This window comes from Rathayibacter sp. VKM Ac-2759 (genome assembly GCF_009834225.1).
GTDB lineage: Bacteria > Actinomycetota > Actinomycetes > Actinomycetales > Microbacteriaceae > Rathayibacter.
Window position 1 is genome coordinate 2,706,172 of the sequence record NZ_CP047176.1, and the last position, 17,625, is coordinate 2,723,796.

Consider the following 17,625-nt stretch of genomic DNA (forward strand, 5'->3'; position numbering starts at 1 on the left):
GAGGAATACAGCCATCCTTGACCCGACAACACATCCGGTCAAGACGGGTGGAAATACGTGCAAGGAGCGGCAATGACCCCAGTCCGACCGGTCGTCGAACTCGACGAGACGACGCACGCCACCCACCCGGACAAGACGCGGGACGCGCTCCGGGCCGCGCAGCTGTACTACATGCAGGATCTGACGATGGACGCCATCGCGCACGAGCTGCACACGTCCCGCTCCTCCGTCTCGCGGCTGCTCTCGCACGCTCGCGCGACCGGGCTCGTCGACATCCAGATCCGCTCCCCCCTCGACCGGGCGAGCGCGCTCTCGGCCGAGGTTCGCGCCCACTACGACATCACGGCGCACATCGTGCCGGTGCCGGATCACACCAGCGAGATCGACCGCCTCGAGCGGGTCGCGCTCTCGGCCGCGCGGATCCTCGGCCAGTTCATCGACTCGAACATGATCGTCGGCATCGCCTGGGGCTCGACGATGAGCGCGATCAGCCGGCACCTGATCGCGAAGGAGACGCACAACACCCAGATCGTGCAGCTGAACGGCGCCGGCAACACCGAGACGACGGGCATCAACTACTCCAGCGAGATCCTGCGGCGCTTCGGCGACGCGTACGCGGCGAAGGTCCAGCAGTTCCCGGTCCAGGCGTTCTTCGACGACCCGCTGACGAAGCAGGCCGTGTGGCGCGAGCGCTCGACGAAGCGCGTGCTCGAGCTGCAGCAGCGGATGGACGTCGCGCTGTTCGGCCTGGGCTCGCCGTTCGCGGCGGTGCCGTCGAAGGTCTACATCGGCGGGTACCTCGAGTCGAGCGACTTCACCTCGCTGAGCGCCTCCGGAGTGGTCGGCGATGTGGCGACGGTCTTCTACCGGGCCGATGGGACGTGGGACGACATCCCCATGAACGAACGTGCAAGCGGTCCGGACCTCTCCACCGTGCGCCGCGCGGCGCGCCGGATCTGCGTCGTGTCGGGCTCGTCGAAGCTGCCCGGACTGCGCGGGGCGCTGGCGGCCGGACTGATCACGGACCTCATCCTCGACGAGGGCACGGCGCGCGCGCTCATCTCCTCCTGACCCGGCCGCGGGATCTCGCCTGCCTGCTGATCGAGTAGCCCGCGCAGCGGGCGTATCGAGATCCCCCTGTCTCCAGGAGACGCGGACATCCCGCCGATCTACTGAAGCTGGTGGGTCTCGATACGCCCCTACGGGGCTACTCGACCAGCAGGCTGGGGGCCGGGCGCAACCTTCTCCCTCACCGCGGTGACGCGAGCGGGGGTCAGGACTCGCGGGCGTGGGCGTCGAGGAACTCGTACACCTCGGCGTCGTCGATCCCGGGGAAGGTCCCCGAGGGTAGGGGAGCCAGCACGTGCGCGTGCAGGCGCGCGCTCGGCCAGGCGTTGCCGTCCCAGCGCGCGGCGAGCTCGGCGGGAGCACGGCGGCAGCACGACTCGTCGGGGCAGCGGGAGAGCTCGCGGCGATCGGTGTCGCGGCCCCGGAAGAACCGCGCCTCGGCGAAGGGGACGCCGACCGTGATCGAGAACTCCTCGGTCGCGGTCGTGCCGGTCTGCGACGCCGACCAGAAGGTGCCGGCGGGCGTGTCGACGTACTGGTAGTACTCCGTCGTGCGGTTGGTACGGGTGAAGGCCGACCGCGCCGACCAGTACCGGCACACCGTCTGGCCCTCGACGGCACCGGTCACGTCCGTCGGCAGCGGCAGACCGTCGTTCTCGTACGCCTTCTGGATCGAGCCGTCGCCGAGGACCCGCAGGAAGTGCATCCGGATGTCGAGGTGCGAGGTCAGCAGGTTGGTGAAGCGCAGGGCAGCGGCCTCGTGCGTCACGCCGAAGCCGTCGCGGAAGTCCTCGACCGAGATGTCGCGCTCGCGCTTCGCCTCCTGGAGGAACGCGACGGCGGGCTCGAGCGGCATCAGGCAGGCGGCGGCGAAGTAGTTGATCTCGAGGCGCTGGCGGAGGAAGTCCGCGTAGGTCGCGGGGCGCTCGTGGCCGAGGAGGCGGTGCGCCATCGCCTGCAGCGCGAGCGCGCGCAGTCCGTGGCCGCCCGGGATCGAGGCGGGCGGGAGGTAGATCCGCCCGTTCGCGAGGTCGATCACCGAGCGCGCCGAGTGCGGCAGGTCGCCGACGTGGATGATCTCGAAGCCGAGGTGCCGCGCCATCTTCGAGACGGAGCTGTGCGTGAGGGCGCCGCCGCGGTGCCCCACGGTGCGCAGCATCTCGCCCGCCACCGCCTCGATCTCGGGCAGGTGGGCGTTGCGCTCGCGCAGCTGGAGGCGCTGGGCGGTGTTGGCCCGGCGCGCCTCCTCCGGTGTCGCGCTCGCCTCGCTCTTCCGGCGGGCGAGCTCGCGGTACACGCCGAGGAACGCCTCCAGGACCGGCGTCGTCAGGGCCTTGTTGACCTTGAACTCCTGCAGCCCGAGCGAACGGTAGAGCGATCCCTTCTGCACCCGCGCGAGCTCGATCTCGAGCGCCGCCCGCTCGCTCGGGGGCTCGTCGGAGAGCAGGGCGGCCAGCTCGACGCCGAGCGCGGAGGCGAGAGCCTGCATGAGCGAGAGGCGCGGCTCGCGGCGACCGGTCTCGATCAGCGAGAGCTGACTCCCCGACACGCCGACCTTCTCGGCGAGCCGGCCGAGCGTCAGGCCGCGTCGAGTGCGGAAGTGGCGGATGCGCTGCCCCAGCAGGGCGGCGTCGGTGCCGGCGGTATCGGTCACGGCGAGCTCCAGTGGTCGGTTGTGACGGAGGCGAAAAAACAGCGGTTCTTGACGGACTTCGGCCCGGAAATACGCCCTGATCCTCCCGCATTCTTGCTTCAGGCGCCACCGGGTGCCCCTCGACCGCCGTGACAGCGGGCTCGAGGCAGACTCCCCACCCGTCGACGACGACAGCCCAGAAAGCGGAGCCACCATGAGCATCTTCACCAACACCGTCCGGCTCGAACCGGCCACGATGACCGCCCCGACCGCGGTCCCGGCACCCACCGTCCCCGCCGCTCCCCTGGCGCTGCGCCGCTGGGTGCGCGAGATGGCGGCGGTCCTCGAGCCCGACGCGATCGAGTGGAGCGACGGCTCGCCCGCCGAGTGGTACCGCCTCACCGGCCGCATGGTCGAGGAGGGCAAGCTCATCGCGCTGAACCCGGAGTGGCGGCCCGGCTCGTTCCTCGCCCGCACCGACCCCGACGACGTCGCCCGCGTCGAGGACCGCACGTTCATCTGCACGAGCGACGATGCCGACGCCGGCCCGACGAACAACTGGCGCGAAGCCGCCTCGATGAAGGACGAGATCGCCCCCTACTTCGCCGGGGCCATGCGTGGCCGGACGATGTACGTGGTCCCCTTCTCGATGGGCCCGGTCGGCGGCCCGCTGTCTCAGCTGGGCGTGCAGCTCACCGACTCGGCCTACGCCGTCCTCAACATGCGGATCATGGCCCGCGTCGGCGCCGCACCGCTCGCCGCGTTCACCGAGGACACCGCGTTCGTGCGGGGTGTGCACTCGGTCGGGTTCCCCCTCCGCGACGCGGACGGCACGACGCGCGAGGACGTCGCTTGGCCGTGCAACGAGACGAAGTACATCACCCAGTTCCCCGAGACCCGAGAGATCTGGTCGTTCGGCTCCGGCTACGGCGGCAACGCGCTGCTCGCCAAGAAGTGCTTCGCCCTGCGGATCGCCTCGGCGATGGGCCGCGAGGAGGGCTGGCTCGCCGAGCACATGCTGCTCATCCGCATCGTCTCGCCCGAGGGCCGCCGCTACCACGTCGCCGCGGCGTTCCCGAGCGCGTGCGGCAAGACGAACCTCGCGATGATGCAGCCCGCGATCCCCGGCTGGCGGGTCGAGACCCTGGGCGACGACATCACCTGGATGAAGAAGGGCGAGGACGGACGGCTCTGGGCGATGAACCCCGAGACCGGCTTCTTCGGCGTCGCTCCCGGAACCGGGCAGTCGTCGAACCCGAACGCGGTGCACACCCTCTGGGGCAACACGATCTTCACGAACGTCGCGCTCCGCGAGGACGGCGACGTCTGGTGGGAGGGCCTCACGGACGAGACTCCCGAGCGCCTCACCGACTGGCGCGGTGAGCCGTGGACCCCCGCCTCCGGCACCCCGGCCGCCCACCCGAACGCGCGCTTCACCGCCCCGGCCCTGCAGTGCCCGTCGCTCTCGGAGGACTGGGACTCGTTCGAGGGCGTTCCGCTGGACGCGATCGTCTTCGGCGGACGCCGGGCGAGCAATGTGCCGCTCGTGACGCAGGCCACCTCGTGGCAGCACGGGGTCTTCATGGGGGCGACGATCGCCTCCGAGAAGACGGCCGCCGCCGAGGGCACCGTCGGCGAGCTGCGCCGCGACCCCTTCGCGATGCTGCCCTTCTGCGGCTACAACATGGCCGACTACTTCGCGCACTGGCTCTCGGTCGGCGAGGACCTCGGCGAAAGGGCTCCGGCGATCTTCCAGGTCAACTGGTTCCGCAAGGGCGCCAACGGGTCCTTCCTCTGGCCGGGCTTCGGCGAGAACGCCCGCGTGATCCAGTGGCTCGTGCGCCGCATCGAGGGGCTGGCGGAGGCGCGTCCCAGCGCGATCGGCGACCTCCCCATAGCGATCAACACGCACGGGCTGAACCTGCCGGCCGAGGTGAAGGAGGAGCTCTTCTCGGTGCCGGTCGAGGCGTGGCTCGACGAGTGCGATCTGACGGAGCAGTTCTTCGCGCGGTTCGGCGACCGCCTCCCGGCCGCCCTGACCGCCGAGCTGACCGCGCTGCGCCTCCGCCTGCTCGCCGCCCGGCTGCCCGTCGCCGCCTGACACCCTGAACCAGCCGGCATCCGTCGGCTCACCCTGTGGCCCGCGGAGGGGACATCCCCTTCTCGCAACCCTCTCCGCGGGTCCACTCCCCCTCCTCGATCGATGGACGTCATGGACCGCATCACCCTCCGCTTCCTCGCCGCTCCCCAGGACGCGACCGCCGACGGCACCAGCGCCCAGGCCGGCCGTGTGCTCGAGTGGATCGACAAGGCCGGCTACGCCTGCGCCGTCGGCTGGAGCGGCGGCTACTGCGTCACCGCCTACGTCGGCAACGTGCACTTCACCCGGCCCATCGTGGTCGGCAACCTCATCGAGGCGAGCGCGCGCGTCATCCACACCGGCCGCACGAGCATGCACGTGCTCGTCGAGGTCGCCCAGGCGGATCCGCGCACGGGACGCTACGAGGAGGCGACGCACTGCCTCCTGATCTTCGTCGCGGTCGACGAGGAGAAGCGGCCGCGCACGGTCCCGGAGTGGCGGCCGCGCTCGATCGAGGACCTGGCGCTCGCCGAGGGCGCCGCCGCCCGCATCGACGGGCGCCGAGCGCTGCACGAGGTGATGCGCGCGCAGGAGTACACGTCCGCGGGCACGGGGCCTCGGATCGTCTTCCGCTTCCTCGCCGCGCCCGGCGACGTGAACTGGGGCGGCAACGCGCACGGCGGCATCGTGATGCGCTGGATCGACGAGGCGGCGAACGCGGTGGCGCAGGGCTGGACCGGACGCGACGCCGTGGCCGTCTACTCCGGGGGCATCCACTTCTACCGGCCGGTGCGCATCGGGCACCTGGTCGAGGTGGAGGCGCGGCTCATCCACACGGGACCGCGCAGCATGCACCTGGCGATCCACGTGCGCTCCGGCGATCCGCGCACCGGCGAGCTCGAGCTGACGACGCAGTGCATGAGCGTGTTCGTGGTGCGCGGCGCCGACGGCTCGGCCGAGACAGTGCCGGCGCTCGCGCTCGAGGCCGACGAGGACCGGCGGCTCGACGCGCACGCCCGCGAGCTGATCCGGCTGCGCGCGGAGCTGCCTCCGCTGCCGATCGGTATCGCGGCGGCCTCGGTGCGCTGACCTGTCCCGGCGATAGGGTCGAGCCGTGACCCTCCCGATCCTCGTCGTCAACGGCCCGAACCTGAATCTGCTCGGCACCCGCGAACCCGAGCTCTACGGCTCCGACACGCTCGCCGATGCGGAGGCGCTCGCCGCCGATCGCGCGCGCTCCCTCGGTCTCGGGGTCGAGGTGTTCCAGAGCAACGCGGAGGGGGCGATCATCGACCGCCTGCACGCGGCGCGGGGCACCGCCTCCGGGATCGTGCTGAACGCCGGGGCCTACACGCACACGTCGATCGCGATCCGCGACGCCGTGCTCGCGACGGAGCTGCCGATGGTCGAGGTGCACCTCAGCAACGTGCACCGCCGCGAGGAGTTCCGCCACCACTCCTACCTCTCGGACATCGCGGTCGCCGTCATCGTCGGCGCGGGCATCGCCGGGTACGGCTACGCGGTCGACGTCCTCGCCCGGCGCCTGGAGGCCGCGACTCCCCAGGCGTAGCGTCGGGGGCATGACACCCTCCGATCTCTCCCGCTCCTTCGGCACCGCCGTCGACGCCTACGACCGCGGACGGCCCGGGTACCCGGACGACGCGGTGGACTGGCTGGTCGCGCACGCGCCGTCGCGGGCGGCGGGGGCCTACGTGCCCGAGCGGGCGCGGGCGGCGGGTGCCGACGCCTCCGACCGGGTGCGGGTGGTGGATCTCGGGGCGGGGACGGGCAAGTTCACGGCCTCGCTCGTCTCCCGCGGACTCGAGGTGACGGCGGTCGAGCCCGACCCGACGATGCTCGCGCGGCTCGGCGAGAACCTGCCGTCGGTCGCGGCCGTGGAGGGGACGGCGGAGGCGCTGCCGCTCGCCGACGCCTCCGTGGAGCTCGTGACGGCGGCGCAGTCGTGGCACTGGGTCGACGCCGAGCGGGCGAGCGCCGAGGTGGCGCGGGTGCTCGTGCCGGGAGGAGTGCTGGCGCTGGTCTGGAACATCCGCGACGAGTCGGTGCCGTGGGTGCGCCGGCTCGGCGAGGTCGCGGGCTCCTCGGCCGCCGAGCGGTTCGAGACGGTGCACCCGCCGCTGGGCGCGGCGCTCGAGCGGATCGCGTACGCCGAGTTCGACTGGTCGTTCGAGCTGGACCGCGCCTCGGTGCTCGACATGTTCGCGTCGCGGAGCTACGTGATCGCGATGCCGGAGGAGGAGCGCGCGGCGACGCTCGCGGCGGTGGCGCGGGTGGTCGACGAGGAGTTCGGCGCGCAGGCGCGCGTCGCCGTGCCGTACGCGACGCGGGTGACGATCGCGCGGCGCGCGGGCTGAGGACGGGCCCGCACGCCCGCTGATCGAGTAGGCCGGAGGTCGAGGACCTCGGACACGTCTGCGGGTGTCGGAGGGTCTCGATACGGCCCTGCGGGCCTACTCGACCAGCATGCGGGAGGCGCGTCAGACCTCGTTCGGGTCGCCGCCGACGCGACCGGCGCGCTCGAGGGCGGTGATCGCGTCGCGCTCGTCGGAGGTGAGCTCGAAGCCGAAGACGTCGATGTTCTCGGCGATGCGGGCCTTCGTCGACGACTTGGGGAAGACGATGTGGCCGCGGTCGAGGTGCCAGCGGAGGACGACCTGCGCGGGCGTGACTCCGTGCGCCTCGGCGGGGCCGGTGATCACGGGCAGCTCGAGCAGCGGGTACTTGTTCTGGCCGAGCGGGCCCCACGCCTCCGTCGCGATGCCGTGCTGGGCACCGAACGCCGTCACGGTGGGCTGCTGGTGGTAGGGGTGCAGCTCGATCTGGTTGACGGCCGGCACGACCTCGGCGGCCTCGAGCAGGCGCTCGAGGTGCGGGACGAGGAAGTTCGAGACGCCGATCGAGCGGGTGCGACCCGACTCGCGCAGCTCCTGCATCGCCTCCCAGCTCTCGACGTAGCGGTCCTGAGCGGGCTTGGGCCAGTGGATGAGATAGAGGTCGACGGAGTCGAGGCCGAGCTTGTCGAGACTCGCGTCGAGGGCGCCGGGCGCGGTCTCGCGGCCCTGGTCGTCGTTCCACAGCTTCGTGGTCACGTAGAGCTCGTCGCGCGGGATCCCGGAGGCGGCGATGGCGCGGCCGACGCCGACCTCGTTGCCGTAGATCGCGGCGGTGTCGATGTGGCGGTAGCCGATCTCGAGCGCCTCGGAGACGATCCGCTCGGTCTCCTCCGGATCGACCTTGAAGACGCCGAAGCCGAGCTGCGGGATGGTCGTGCCGTCGTTGAGCGTGAGGGTGGGGATGCTGGTCATGCCTCCACCCTGCCGCGAACCGCCGACATCCGACACCGCCTTGCGCCCGATGCGGGGCCGCTGATCAGGGCGACTACCCTCGAAGGGCGCCTGAGCGGGCGCACCGATCCACCCGAGGAGCACCACGTGAGCATCATCGCGGCCGCAGACGGCTCGGCACTGGGCAACCCCGGCCCCGCCGGCTGGGCCTGGTACGTCGACGACGAGCGCTGGGCCGCCGGCGGCTGGTCGCACGGCACCAACAACATCGGCGAGCTGACGGCCGTGCTCGAGCTGCTACGCTCCACGGCCGGCGAGACCGAGCCCCTGCACATCCTCTGCGACAGCCAGTACGCCATCAAGGCGTGCACCGAGTGGCTGCCGGGGTGGAAGCGGAAGGGCTGGCGCAAGGCGGACGGCAAGCCGGTGATGAACGTCGAGATCATCAAGGCGCTCGACGAGGCGCTCCAGGGCCGCGCCGTCACCTTCGAGTGGGTGAAGGGGCACGCGAACCACCGGATGAACGAGGCCGCCGACGTCCGCGCCCGCGCCGCCGCGACCGCCTACCAGCGCCGTCAGCCGGTCGACCCGGGTCCGGGCTGGCCGACCGCGCCCGCCCAGGCTCCCGCCCCGGCCGTCGACGAGACTCCCGCCACCCTCTTCTGAGCGCGCGAGGGGTCAGGGGAGGTGCAGCACTCCCGTCGCGATGAGCTCGCGCACGGGGGGCAGCACCGACTCGAGCACGGCCGCCTCCTCGACGTGCAGGAGCGAGGCCACCGCCGCCACGATCGCCGCGAGCGACAGCTCGCCGTCCGAGGCTCCCACGACCGCGGCGACCGCCGTGTCGACGTCCTCCACGCGGGCGAAGCCGCCGCCCTGCCGCAGCCGCAGCACCGTCGGGTCGTCGTTGCCCGGCCAGTAGTGCCGCTCCTCCGTCACGTCCCCCGCGACCGTGAGGGCGAGGCCGGTGAGCGCGTCGTCGTCGAGCGCGGCCAGCGCCTCCGCCGCGTCGAGGCAGTGCGCGAGGTGCCCGCCGAGCCCCGCAGTGGCGAAGGCCGCGTCGATCCGCTCGAAGCGCCGCAGCGGCGGGCGGGGCGTCGCGGGCAGGCGCAGCGTCACGTAGCCGAAGCCGACCCCCGTCACTCCGCGGCGCTCGAAGTCGCCGACCCAGGCGTCGACGAGCTGGTCGAACTCCGCGCCGCGGGTGGTGCCTCCGTCGCGGATCCACGTCTCGGCGTACACCGCCGGGTCCTGCCGCTCGCGTTCGACGATCCAGACGTCGAGCGGAGACGCGGCGGCCTCGATCCACGCGTCCAGGCCCTCGGGGCTCGGCTCGAGGGCCTGCGCGAGCGGGCTGCGCACGTCGTCGAGCCAGCCGCGCACGCGGTCGAAGGCGTCGGCCGACTCGCGGTACTCCCAGTTGCCGAGCAGCTGCGCGACTCCGCCCGGCACGAGGTGGTCGGCCGCCCCGACGATCACGCGGTGCACGATCTCGTCGCCCTCGAGGCCGCCGTCGCGGTACTCGTAGGAGGGGACGCCCTCGGTGCGCGGCGTGATCACGAACGGCGGATTGGTGACGATGTGGTCGAAGCGCTCGCCCGCGACCGGCTCGTAGAGGCTCCCGAGCCGGAACTCGATGCTCTCGATGCCGTTCAGCGCCGCGTTGAACGCGGCGAACGCGAGCGCCCGCTCCGAGATGTCGGTCGCGACGACCCGCTCCGCGTGGCGGGAGGCGTGCAGCGCCTGGATCCCGCAGCCCGTGCCCAGATCGAGGACGCTGCCGACCGGCCGCTGGATCATCAGCCCGGTCAGGGTGAGGCTCGCGCCGCCGACTCCCAGGACGTGGTCCTCGGAGAGGGCGCGGCCGAGCGCCAGCTCGCCCAGATCGGAGGCGATCCACCAGGAGGCGGCGCCACGCAGGTCGACGAGGTCGTACGGCCGCAGATCGATCGCGGCGGTCACGACGGCTCCCGCCTCCGACTGCACCAGGCCCAGGGCGATCGCGCCCTCGAGGCCGAGCGACGCGAACGCCGCTGCCGCCGCCTCCGTCGCGACCGGGTCGGCGAGGAGGAACAGCCGCGCGAGCGTGGCGAGCGGCGCGGAGTCGTCGGCGAGGGCGCGCCGGGCCGGGACGCGGTCGCCGCGGTGCAGCGCCTCGCCCGCCGCCTCCCCCCACAGCTCGCGGACGGCGTCGACGCCGTAGCGGGCGCGGGTGAGATCGTCGCGGAGGAGCGCCAGGAGCGCGCGGTCGAGCTGGTCTGCAGGCTGCACCGGACCATCCTCGTGCACGGGCGATCGAGAGGACGTCCGCCACGAGCGCCTCTCCGGCTTCTCGGCGTCGTCGTGCGGCACCCGGTCGTACGATCGGAGCATGCCCCTCACCGGAGAATACGAACCGAGCACGTCCGCCTGGGCCCGCGAGCAGGCGGAGCTGTACGAAGCCACGAACGGCGCGGAGGGCAATCTCCTGCGCGGCAAGCCGATCATCGTCCTGACCACGGTCGGCTCGAAGAGCGGCAAGCTCCGCAAGACCGCCCTCATGCGCGTCGAGCACGACGGCGAGTACGTCGTGGTCGCCTCGAAGGGCGGCGCACCGGAGCACCCCGTCTGGTACGGCAACATGCTCAAGGAGCCGCACGTCGAGCTGCAGGACGGCGCCGAGAAGAAGGACTACACCGCGAGCGTCCTCGAGGGCGAGCAGCGCGCGATCTGGTGGGAGCGCTCCGTCGCCGCCTGGCCCGACTACGCGACCTATCAGACGAAGACCGACCGGGAGATCCCGCTCGTGCTGCTCACCCCCTGGTCCTGATCACACCCCGTCGACGCGCGCGGCGATGAGGTCGAGCACCCGCGGATGCGACAGCAGCGCGAAGTGCCCGACGACCGAGACCGCGATGTTCTCGCGCGCGCCGACGAGCCGGCTCCCGCCCGGGATGTACTGATCGCGCATCCCGTAGATCGACGTGATGCGGGAGTCGGCGTCCCGCTCGGCGAGCAGCGTGCGGATCACGGGGCGGTGCGGGGCGAACTCCCGCAGCGCCCGCGCCGGGGCGATCCGGGCGAGCGGCGACCCGTTGAACGGGGTCGAGACCGCGATCATCCGCTCGATCCGCCGCTCGTCGCGATCGTCGACGACCATCATGTGCTTGCCGATCAGACCGCCCTTGCTGTGCGCGACGACCACCACCCCGCGGAGGGCGTTCTCGCGCAGGTACTCCTGGCCGAGTGCCGCGGAGGCGACGATCGGCCGCGTGTTGTAGCCGAGCGCCGGCAGCACGTGGATCGGGTGACCCGCCGCGTGCAGGCGGTCGGCGATCGGCTGCAGGAACTGCCAGGTCTCGTAGACGCCCGGGATGAGCAGCACGGGCGCCGCGTCTCCGGAGGCGTAGTGCGACACGTCCCAGCCGTCGCGGAGGTGCGCGAAGCGGGATCCGTAGGCGTAGCGGTAGTCGCGGAGGTAGGCGCGGCGCATCGAGGTGGAGCGTCGCGGGCGCCCGGACTCACGCGCCGGCATAGGCCTCTTCGAGTGTGCGGATCTCGAGGCGGTTCATCGCCAGCATCGCCTGCATGGCCCTGGAGGCGCCCTCGGGATCCGGCCCGCCGAGGAGCGATCCGAGCACGCGCGGCACGATCTGCCAGGAGAGCCCCCAGCGGTCCTTGAGCCAGCCGCAGCGGCTCTCCTGCCCGCCGTCGGCGACGAGCGCGTCCCACAGCCGGTCGAGCTCGGCCTGGTCGTCGACCGCGACGACGATCGAGACCGCCTCGGTGAACGGGAACCTCGGCCCGGCGTTCATCGCCTGGAAGCTCTGGCCGTCGAGCTCGAAGCTCACCGTCAGCACCGTGCCGGGCGACGGCGAGCCCTCGGGCAGCACCTGCCTGTCGAGGATCCGGGAGTTCGGGACGAGGCTCGTGTAGAGCTCGGCCGCCTCCCCCGCCCCGTCGTCGAACCAGAGGAACGTGCTGACTGCGCCCATCGGAGTCTCCTTCGTCGTCCCAGTGTGGTGCTGCCGCAGGCCTGCGGGAAGCGCGACTCGGTCGTTCCGGTCCGGCCGGCAGCGTGAGCCCCGGCTCCGAGCGGCGACCCTCCCGCAGACGCTCGAGAGACCTCAGAGCGGGTTCACGCCGAACGCCGCCGCGAGCTTGTCGATCTTCTTGGCCCGGCCCAGGCGCGGCAGGTCGCTGCCGTCGCGGATGACGCGGCCGCGCGCCTCGAAGTCGTCGAGGAAGTCGCGCGCCCAGGCGACGTCCGACGGGGTGGGGCTGATGACCTCGTTGATGACCGCGAGCTGCTCGGTGTCGAGGCACAGCTTGCCGGTGAGGCCGAGCGAGACGGTGAGCGCGGACTGCTCGCGCAGCACCGGGTGGCTGTTCGAGACGGTCGGGCCGTCGATCGGGCCGGGCAGGTCGCCGATGCGCGAGGCGACGACGAGGCGGGAGCGGGGGTACGCCATGGCCAGGTCGTCGGCGCTCGTACCCGTGTCGCGGCGGTAGTCGCCGCTGCCGAAGGCGAGCCGGAAGCAGCCGCGGGCGCGGGCGATCGAGACCGCCTCCTCGATGCCGAGCGCCGACTCGACGAGAGCCAGGACGGGGGTGGACCCGCCGAGACGGTCGAAGGTCTCGGTGACGTGCTCCGCCGCCTCCGTCTTGGCGAGCATGACGCCGGCGAGGCCCGGGAGGCCCTTCAGCGCATCGACGTCGTCCGACCAGAACGGGGTCGAGTGGTCGTTGATCCGCACCCAGGCGCGCTTGTCGCCCTTCAGCCACTCGACGACATCGGCCCGGGCGTCGGGCTTCGCCTTCGGGTCGACCGCGTCCTCGATGTCGAGCACGATCTGGTCGGCGCGCGACGCGTGAGCCGCGTCGAACGTCTCGGTGCGGGTCGCGTTCACCAGGAGCCACGAGCGCGCGATCTCGGGGGCGACGTCGCGCCCCTTGCGGACCGGGGCGGTGGTGGTGGGGATGGTCGACGTCACGTGGGTGTGTCCTCTCGGTGGCGCGGTCCTCGCTCCGCGAGCCCCGCCGCCGAGCGACGGTGCCGGGGTCCAGGGTAGCGGGAGCGGCGCGCGCCGGGCTCAGAGGCCCGCGCGCTCCGCGAGGCCCTTCACGAAGGCCGCCTGGCCCGCGTGCTGGATGTCGTCGTCGACGACCGAGACGAGGCGGACCGCGAGCGTCACGGGCGGGTCCCAGCGGGTGTCGACGACGCGCGGCAGGTCGTCGTCGTCGATCGTGCCGAGGTAGGCGAGTGTCTGCTCGTGCACGGCGTCGACGTACTCCGCGAGGAGATCGGCCGGCAGTGCGGCGAGCGCCGCCACCTCGGCGGGCGACTGGCCGTAGCCGCTCGCCTCCGGTGCGAACGGCAGCCCGGAGCGCTCGTGGAACCCTCCGGCGGTCCAGGTCTGCTCGCGCTCCGCGAGCGGCGCGAGGTGGTCGTCCTGCACCCGGGTGAGGTGCCAGATCAGCCAGGCGGCGGAGTTCGCCTGCGGATCAGCGCGGTACGCGAGCTGCTCGGGGGTGGCGTCGTCGAGGACGGCGTGCACGGTCTCGTGCACCCGTCCGAAGGCGTCGCGGAGGAGGTCGATGGCTGCACTCATCACGTCAGTCTGCACCCGGCCCCTTGCGGCATGCTCCGAGGCGAGTGCCGGATACTCGCTCGGGTGACTCCCGGAATCCCGAACCTGGCAACGAAGCCGTGGCTGTCCTCCTACGCGGAGGGCGTCCCCACCGAGATCGATCCGCCCACCCAGACGCTCGTCGATCTGCTCGAGGACTCGGTGGCCCGCTACCGGCGCGGCACCGCGCTCGAGTTCTTCGGCGCCGAGACGAGCTACGCCGAGCTCGGCGAGCAGGTGGCGCGCGCGGCGGAGGGGCTGCGCCGCCTGGGCGTCCGGTCCGGTGACCGCGTCGCGCTGGTGCTGCCGAACTGCCCGGAGCACGTGATCGCGTTCTACGCGGCGCTGCGGCTCGGCGCGATCGTCGTCGAGCACAACCCGCTCTACACGCCGCGCGAGCTGCGCCGGCAGTTCGAGGACCACGGCGCCCGCTTCGCCGTGGTGTGGGACAAGGTCGCCGACGTCGTCGCGTCCATGCCCGCCGATCTCGGCATCGAGCGTGTCGTCTCGGTCGACATGACGGAGTCGTTCCCCCTCGCCAAGCGCCTCGCGCTGCGCCTCCCGCTGCGGAGGATCAGGGAGACGCGGGCGAAGCTCACCGCGCGGCCCCGCTCGAAGACGCTCATCCCGTTCGACCGCCTCCTGAGCGGACGCCGCCTGTCGCGCTCGCACCCGCGACCCTCGCTCGGCGACATCGCGCTGCTGCAGTACACGAGCGGCACCACCGGCACTCCGAAAGGCGCGATCCTCTCGCACGCGAACCTCCGCGCCAACGCGATGCAGGGTCGCGCGTGGGTGCCGGGCCTGCGCGAAGGGGACGAGACCTTCTACGCGGTGCTGCCGCTCTTCCACGCCTACGGGCTCACGCTCTGCCTCACCTTCGCCATCAGCATCGGTGCGAAGGTCGTGCTCTTCCCGACCTTCGACGTCGCGCTGGTGAAGGCGGCGGCGAAGTCGTCTCCCCCCACGTTCCTGCCCGCGGTGCCGCCGGTCTACGAGGCGCTCGCGCGCGCCTCCGAGCGGGGCGAGCTCGATCTGCGCAGCATCCGCTTCGCGATCTCGGGGGCGATGGGCCTGCCCGTCGCGACCGTCGACCGCTGGGAGCGCGCCAGCCGAGGGCTGCTCGTCGAGGGCTACGGCATGACCGAGTCCTCCCCCGTCGCGCTCGGCAACCCGGTCGGCCCGACCCGACGCCCCGGAACGGTCGGAGTGCCGTTCCCGAGCACCGAGATCCGCCTGGTCGACCCGGCCGACCCCTCCGTCGACCGCGGGGCAGGCGAGTCGGGCGAGCTGCTGCTGCGCGGACCGCAGGTGTTCCAGGGTTACTGGAAGCGGCCCGACGAGACCTCGGAGACGCTGCTCGCCGGCGGCTGGCTCCGCACCGGCGACATCGCGACCGTCTCGGCCGACGGCTTCGTCACGATCGTCGACCGGGCGAAGGAGCTGATCATCACGGGAGGCTTCAACGTCTCGCCGTCCGAGGTCGAGGGCGTGCTCGAGTCGCACCCCGATGTGGTCCGCGCGGCCGTGGTCGGGCTCCCCCGCTCCGACGGCGGGGAGAGCGTGGCCGCCGCGGTCGTCCTGCGCCCCGGCACCGCCGTCGACACCGAGGCGCTGCGCGACTTCTGCCGCGTGCACCTCACTCCGTACAAGGTGCCCAAGCGCGTCGACATCGTGACCGAGCTGCCGACGTCTCTGATCGGCAAGGTGCTGCGTCGCGAGGTGCGACGTCAGCTGATGGACTGAGGAGGATCGCGTGGCGAGGATCGTGCAGTACCGCGGGATCGGCGGCCCCGAGGTGCTCGAGGTGGTCGACGCCCCGGAGCCCGTGGCGCCCGCCGACGGCGTCGTCGTCGCGATCCGCGCGGCCGGGGTGAACCCGATCGAGTGGAAGATTCGCTCGGGGCTGCGCCCCAGCCCTCCGATCACCTCGCCGCGCCGTCTCGGCGCCGACGGGTCGGGAGTCGTCACGGCCGTGGGCGCGGACGTCACCGGCTGGAGCACCGGGGACGAGGTGATCGTGACCGGCGCGACCGGGACGTACGGCACCTCCGTCGTCGTGTCGCCCGGCGCGCTCGACGCGAAGCCCGCGGGGCTGGGGTTCGAGGAGGCGGCGGCGCTCGGCATCCCGATCGGCACCGCCTACCAGGCCGTCGTCTCGCTCGGGGTCGCGGAGGGATCGACGTTCGTCGTGCACGCGGGCGCCGGAGCGGTCGGGCAGGCCGCGATCCAGTTCGCCCGCGAGCGCGGCGCCACGGTGATCGCCACGGCGAGCCCGGCGAACCACGAGCGGCTGCGCGAGCTCGGCGCCGTGCCCGTGGCCTACGGGCCCGGGCTCGAGGAACGGCTGCGCGACGCCGCACCCGACGGGGTCGACCGCGTGCTCGACGCGGCGGGCACCGACGAGGCGATCGCCGCCTCCCTCGCTCTGGTCGACGACCCGCAGCACGTGGGCACGGTCGTCGTGGGCGCGCGAGCGGCCGAGCTGGGCATCAGGGCCTGGATGGGCGGCAGCCCGGAGCCGCTGACGGACGAGGAGCAGCGCCTGCGCCGCGAGGCGGTGCCGCACGCCGCCCGGCTCGCCGCCGAGGGCAGCTTCTCGGTCGAGATCGGGCCGCGCTTCGCCCTCGACGACGTCGCCCAGGCGCATCGGCTGAGCGAGGACGGGCACGTCCGAGGCAAGATCCTCCTGGTGCCCTAGAAGCGCCTCACCGTCGACAAGGAGCCAGCTGTGCCGGATGACGCCACCACCCCTGTGATCCTCCACGGCGCGCGGACCCCGTTCGCCCGCTTCTCCGGAGTGCTCGCCCCGCTGTCGGCGGTCGAGCTCGGGGCCGCCGCCGTGCGAGCCGCCCTCGAGCGCTCGGGGGCCACCGCGAGCGACGTCGACGCGGTGATCCTCGGGCAGGTGCTCCAGGCGGGCGCCGGGCAGGGCCCCGCACGGCAGACCGCGATCCGCTCGGGGATCGGCTGGGACGTGCCGACCGTCACGATCAACAAGCTCTGCCTCTCGGGTCTCACCGCGGTGATCGACGCGGCACGCCTCATCCGCACCGGCGAGGCCTCGGTCGTCGTCGCGGGCGGGCAGGAGTCGATGACCGGTGCCCCGCATCTGCTGCTCGGGTCCCGATCGGGCATCGGAGTGGGCGCGCGACCCCTCGAGGACGCGCTGCTGCGCGACGGGCTGCTCGATCCCTTCGACGACCGGATCATGGGGCGGGTCACCGACGACGGGAACGCCGAGCGGGGCATCCGCCGCGAGCGCCAGGACGCCTACGCGGCCCTCTCGCACCAGCGGGCCGCCGCCGCCCGCGCCTCGGGCGTGCTGGCCGAGGAGATCGCACCGGTCTCCGTACCGCAGCGGCGGGGCGCCGACCTCGTGGTCTCGGAGGACGACGGCATCCGGCCCGGTACCACGGTCGAGATCCTCGCGGGTCTCGCACCGGCCTTCTCTCCGGAGGGGACGATCACCGCGGGCAGCTCCTCCCCGATCAGCGACGGGGCGGCCGCTCTCGTCGTCGTGTCCAAGGGGTGGGCGCAGGCTCGCGGGCTCCCGTGGATCGCCGAGATCCTCGAGCACGGGCAGGTCGCCGGGCCCGACAACTCGCTGCACTCCCAGCCGTCGGCCGCGATCCTCCGAGCCCTGTCGCGCCGGGGCGCCGAGGTCGCCGATCTCGACCTGATCGAGATCAACGAGGCCTTCGCCTCGGTCGTGCTGCAGTCGGCCGACGACCTCGGTGTCGCACCCGAGCGGGTCAACGTCGACGGAGGCGCGATCGCGCTCGGTCACCCCGTCGGCGCCTCGGGTGCCCGACTCGCCCTGCACCTCGCGCTCGCCCTCCGTCGCCGCGGCGGCGGCCTCGGCGTCGCGGCGCTCTGCGGTGGTGGCGGACAGGGCGAGGCGCTCCTCCTGCGCGCCTGACAGGGCCG

At 72.7% G+C, this 17,625-nt stretch carries 17 protein-coding genes; 10 read left to right on the top strand and 7 right to left on the bottom strand.

The features are described 5' to 3' along the window. Positions 1-72 precede the first annotated feature (72 nt). On the top strand, positions 73-1,071 hold the full coding sequence (locus tag GSU68_RS12480; RefSeq protein WP_159908802.1) for a sugar-binding domain-containing protein: 999 nt from the start codon (positions 73-75) through the stop codon (positions 1,069-1,071). A gap of 202 nt (positions 1,072-1,273) precedes the next feature. Here the strand turns inward: GSU68_RS12480 and GSU68_RS12485 are convergent, their stop codons facing one another. Further along, positions 1,274-2,722: a helix-turn-helix transcriptional regulator gene (locus tag GSU68_RS12485; RefSeq protein ID WP_244259268.1), complete on the bottom strand. Its 1,449-nt coding sequence runs from the start codon at positions 2,720-2,722 to the stop codon at positions 1,274-1,276. 235 nt (positions 2,723-2,957) lie between these two features. On the opposite strand from GSU68_RS12485, the gene GSU68_RS12490 reads away from it, so the two are divergent. From GSU68_RS12490 to GSU68_RS12505, 4 genes are all read left to right on the top strand, one after another. Further along, positions 2,958-4,802, top strand: a complete 1,845-nt coding sequence (locus tag GSU68_RS12490; RefSeq protein ID WP_159910284.1) for a phosphoenolpyruvate carboxykinase (GTP) — start codon at positions 2,958-2,960, stop codon at positions 4,800-4,802. 111 nt (positions 4,803-4,913) lie between these two features. Beyond that, positions 4,914-5,870 (top strand): acyl-CoA thioesterase, encoded by a 957-nt coding sequence (locus GSU68_RS12495; protein WP_244259269.1) that lies wholly within the window; start codon positions 4,914-4,916, stop codon positions 5,868-5,870. A 25-nt stretch (positions 5,871-5,895) separates the two neighbouring features. Next, positions 5,896-6,351: a type II 3-dehydroquinate dehydratase gene (gene aroQ, locus GSU68_RS12500; protein ID WP_159908808.1), complete on the top strand. Its 456-nt coding sequence runs from the start codon at positions 5,896-5,898 to the stop codon at positions 6,349-6,351. Between the two features lie 10 nt (positions 6,352-6,361). After that, the gene (locus GSU68_RS12505) at positions 6,362-7,156 is read left to right on the top strand and encodes a class I SAM-dependent methyltransferase (protein ID WP_159908810.1); all 795 of its coding nucleotides are present in this window, start codon (positions 6,362-6,364) and stop codon (positions 7,154-7,156) included. Positions 7,157-7,279: 123 nt separating this feature from the next. Here GSU68_RS12505 and GSU68_RS12510 read toward each other — a convergent pair whose 3' ends face one another. Then, on the bottom strand, positions 7,280-8,107 hold the full coding sequence (locus tag GSU68_RS12510) for an aldo/keto reductase (protein WP_159908812.1): 828 nt from the start codon (positions 8,105-8,107) through the stop codon (positions 7,280-7,282). A 126-nt stretch (positions 8,108-8,233) separates the two neighbouring features. Between GSU68_RS12510 and GSU68_RS12515 the strand changes: the two genes are divergently transcribed. Continuing rightward, positions 8,234-8,752 carry a ribonuclease H gene (locus tag GSU68_RS12515; RefSeq protein ID WP_159908814.1) on the top strand — a complete coding sequence of 173 codons (519 nt, stop codon included), beginning with the start codon at positions 8,234-8,236 and terminating at the stop codon, positions 8,750-8,752. Between the two features lie 12 nt (positions 8,753-8,764). Here GSU68_RS12515 and GSU68_RS12520 read toward each other — a convergent pair whose 3' ends face one another. Continuing rightward, positions 8,765-10,357: a methyltransferase gene (locus tag GSU68_RS12520; RefSeq protein ID WP_244259270.1), complete on the bottom strand. Its 1,593-nt coding sequence runs from the start codon at positions 10,355-10,357 to the stop codon at positions 8,765-8,767. A 100-nt stretch (positions 10,358-10,457) separates the two neighbouring features. Between GSU68_RS12520 and GSU68_RS12525 the strand changes: the two genes are divergently transcribed. After that, positions 10,458-10,895, top strand: a complete 438-nt coding sequence (locus tag GSU68_RS12525; RefSeq protein WP_159908818.1) for a nitroreductase family deazaflavin-dependent oxidoreductase — start codon at positions 10,458-10,460, stop codon at positions 10,893-10,895. Here GSU68_RS12525 and GSU68_RS12530 read toward each other — a convergent pair whose 3' ends face one another. The 4 genes from GSU68_RS12530 to GSU68_RS12545 all read right to left on the bottom strand — a co-directional run bounded on the left by GSU68_RS12530 (position 10,896) and on the right by GSU68_RS12545 (position 13,677). Then, positions 10,896-11,558, bottom strand: a complete 663-nt coding sequence (locus tag GSU68_RS12530; RefSeq protein WP_159908820.1) for an alpha/beta hydrolase — start codon at positions 11,556-11,558, stop codon at positions 10,896-10,898. It lies immediately after the preceding gene. 28 nt (positions 11,559-11,586) lie between these two features. Further along, on the bottom strand, positions 11,587-12,060 hold the full coding sequence (locus GSU68_RS12535) for a VOC family protein (protein WP_159908822.1): 474 nt from the start codon (positions 12,058-12,060) through the stop codon (positions 11,587-11,589). Positions 12,061-12,192: 132 nt separating this feature from the next. After that, positions 12,193-13,059, bottom strand: a complete 867-nt coding sequence (locus GSU68_RS12540; RefSeq protein ID WP_208544566.1) for a CoA ester lyase — start codon at positions 13,057-13,059, stop codon at positions 12,193-12,195. A 99-nt stretch (positions 13,060-13,158) separates the two neighbouring features. After that, positions 13,159-13,677: a DUF664 domain-containing protein gene (locus GSU68_RS12545; RefSeq protein WP_159908824.1), complete on the bottom strand. Its 519-nt coding sequence runs from the start codon at positions 13,675-13,677 to the stop codon at positions 13,159-13,161. Between the two features lie 63 nt (positions 13,678-13,740). Between GSU68_RS12545 and GSU68_RS12550 the strand changes: the two genes are divergently transcribed. From GSU68_RS12550 to GSU68_RS12560, 3 genes are read left to right on the top strand one after another with little or no spacing between them, the layout of a single operon-like run. Further along, on the top strand, positions 13,741-15,441 hold the full coding sequence (locus tag GSU68_RS12550) for a long-chain-fatty-acid--CoA ligase (protein ID WP_244259271.1): 1,701 nt from the start codon (positions 13,741-13,743) through the stop codon (positions 15,439-15,441). A gap of 10 nt (positions 15,442-15,451) precedes the next feature. Next, positions 15,452-16,396: an NADP-dependent oxidoreductase gene (locus tag GSU68_RS12555; RefSeq protein ID WP_159908828.1), complete on the top strand. Its 945-nt coding sequence runs from the start codon at positions 15,452-15,454 to the stop codon at positions 16,394-16,396. A 30-nt stretch (positions 16,397-16,426) separates the two neighbouring features. Further along, on the top strand, positions 16,427-17,617 hold the full coding sequence (locus tag GSU68_RS12560; protein WP_159908830.1) for an acetyl-CoA C-acyltransferase: 1,191 nt from the start codon (positions 16,427-16,429) through the stop codon (positions 17,615-17,617). The last annotated feature ends 8 nt before the right edge of the window (positions 17,618-17,625 follow it).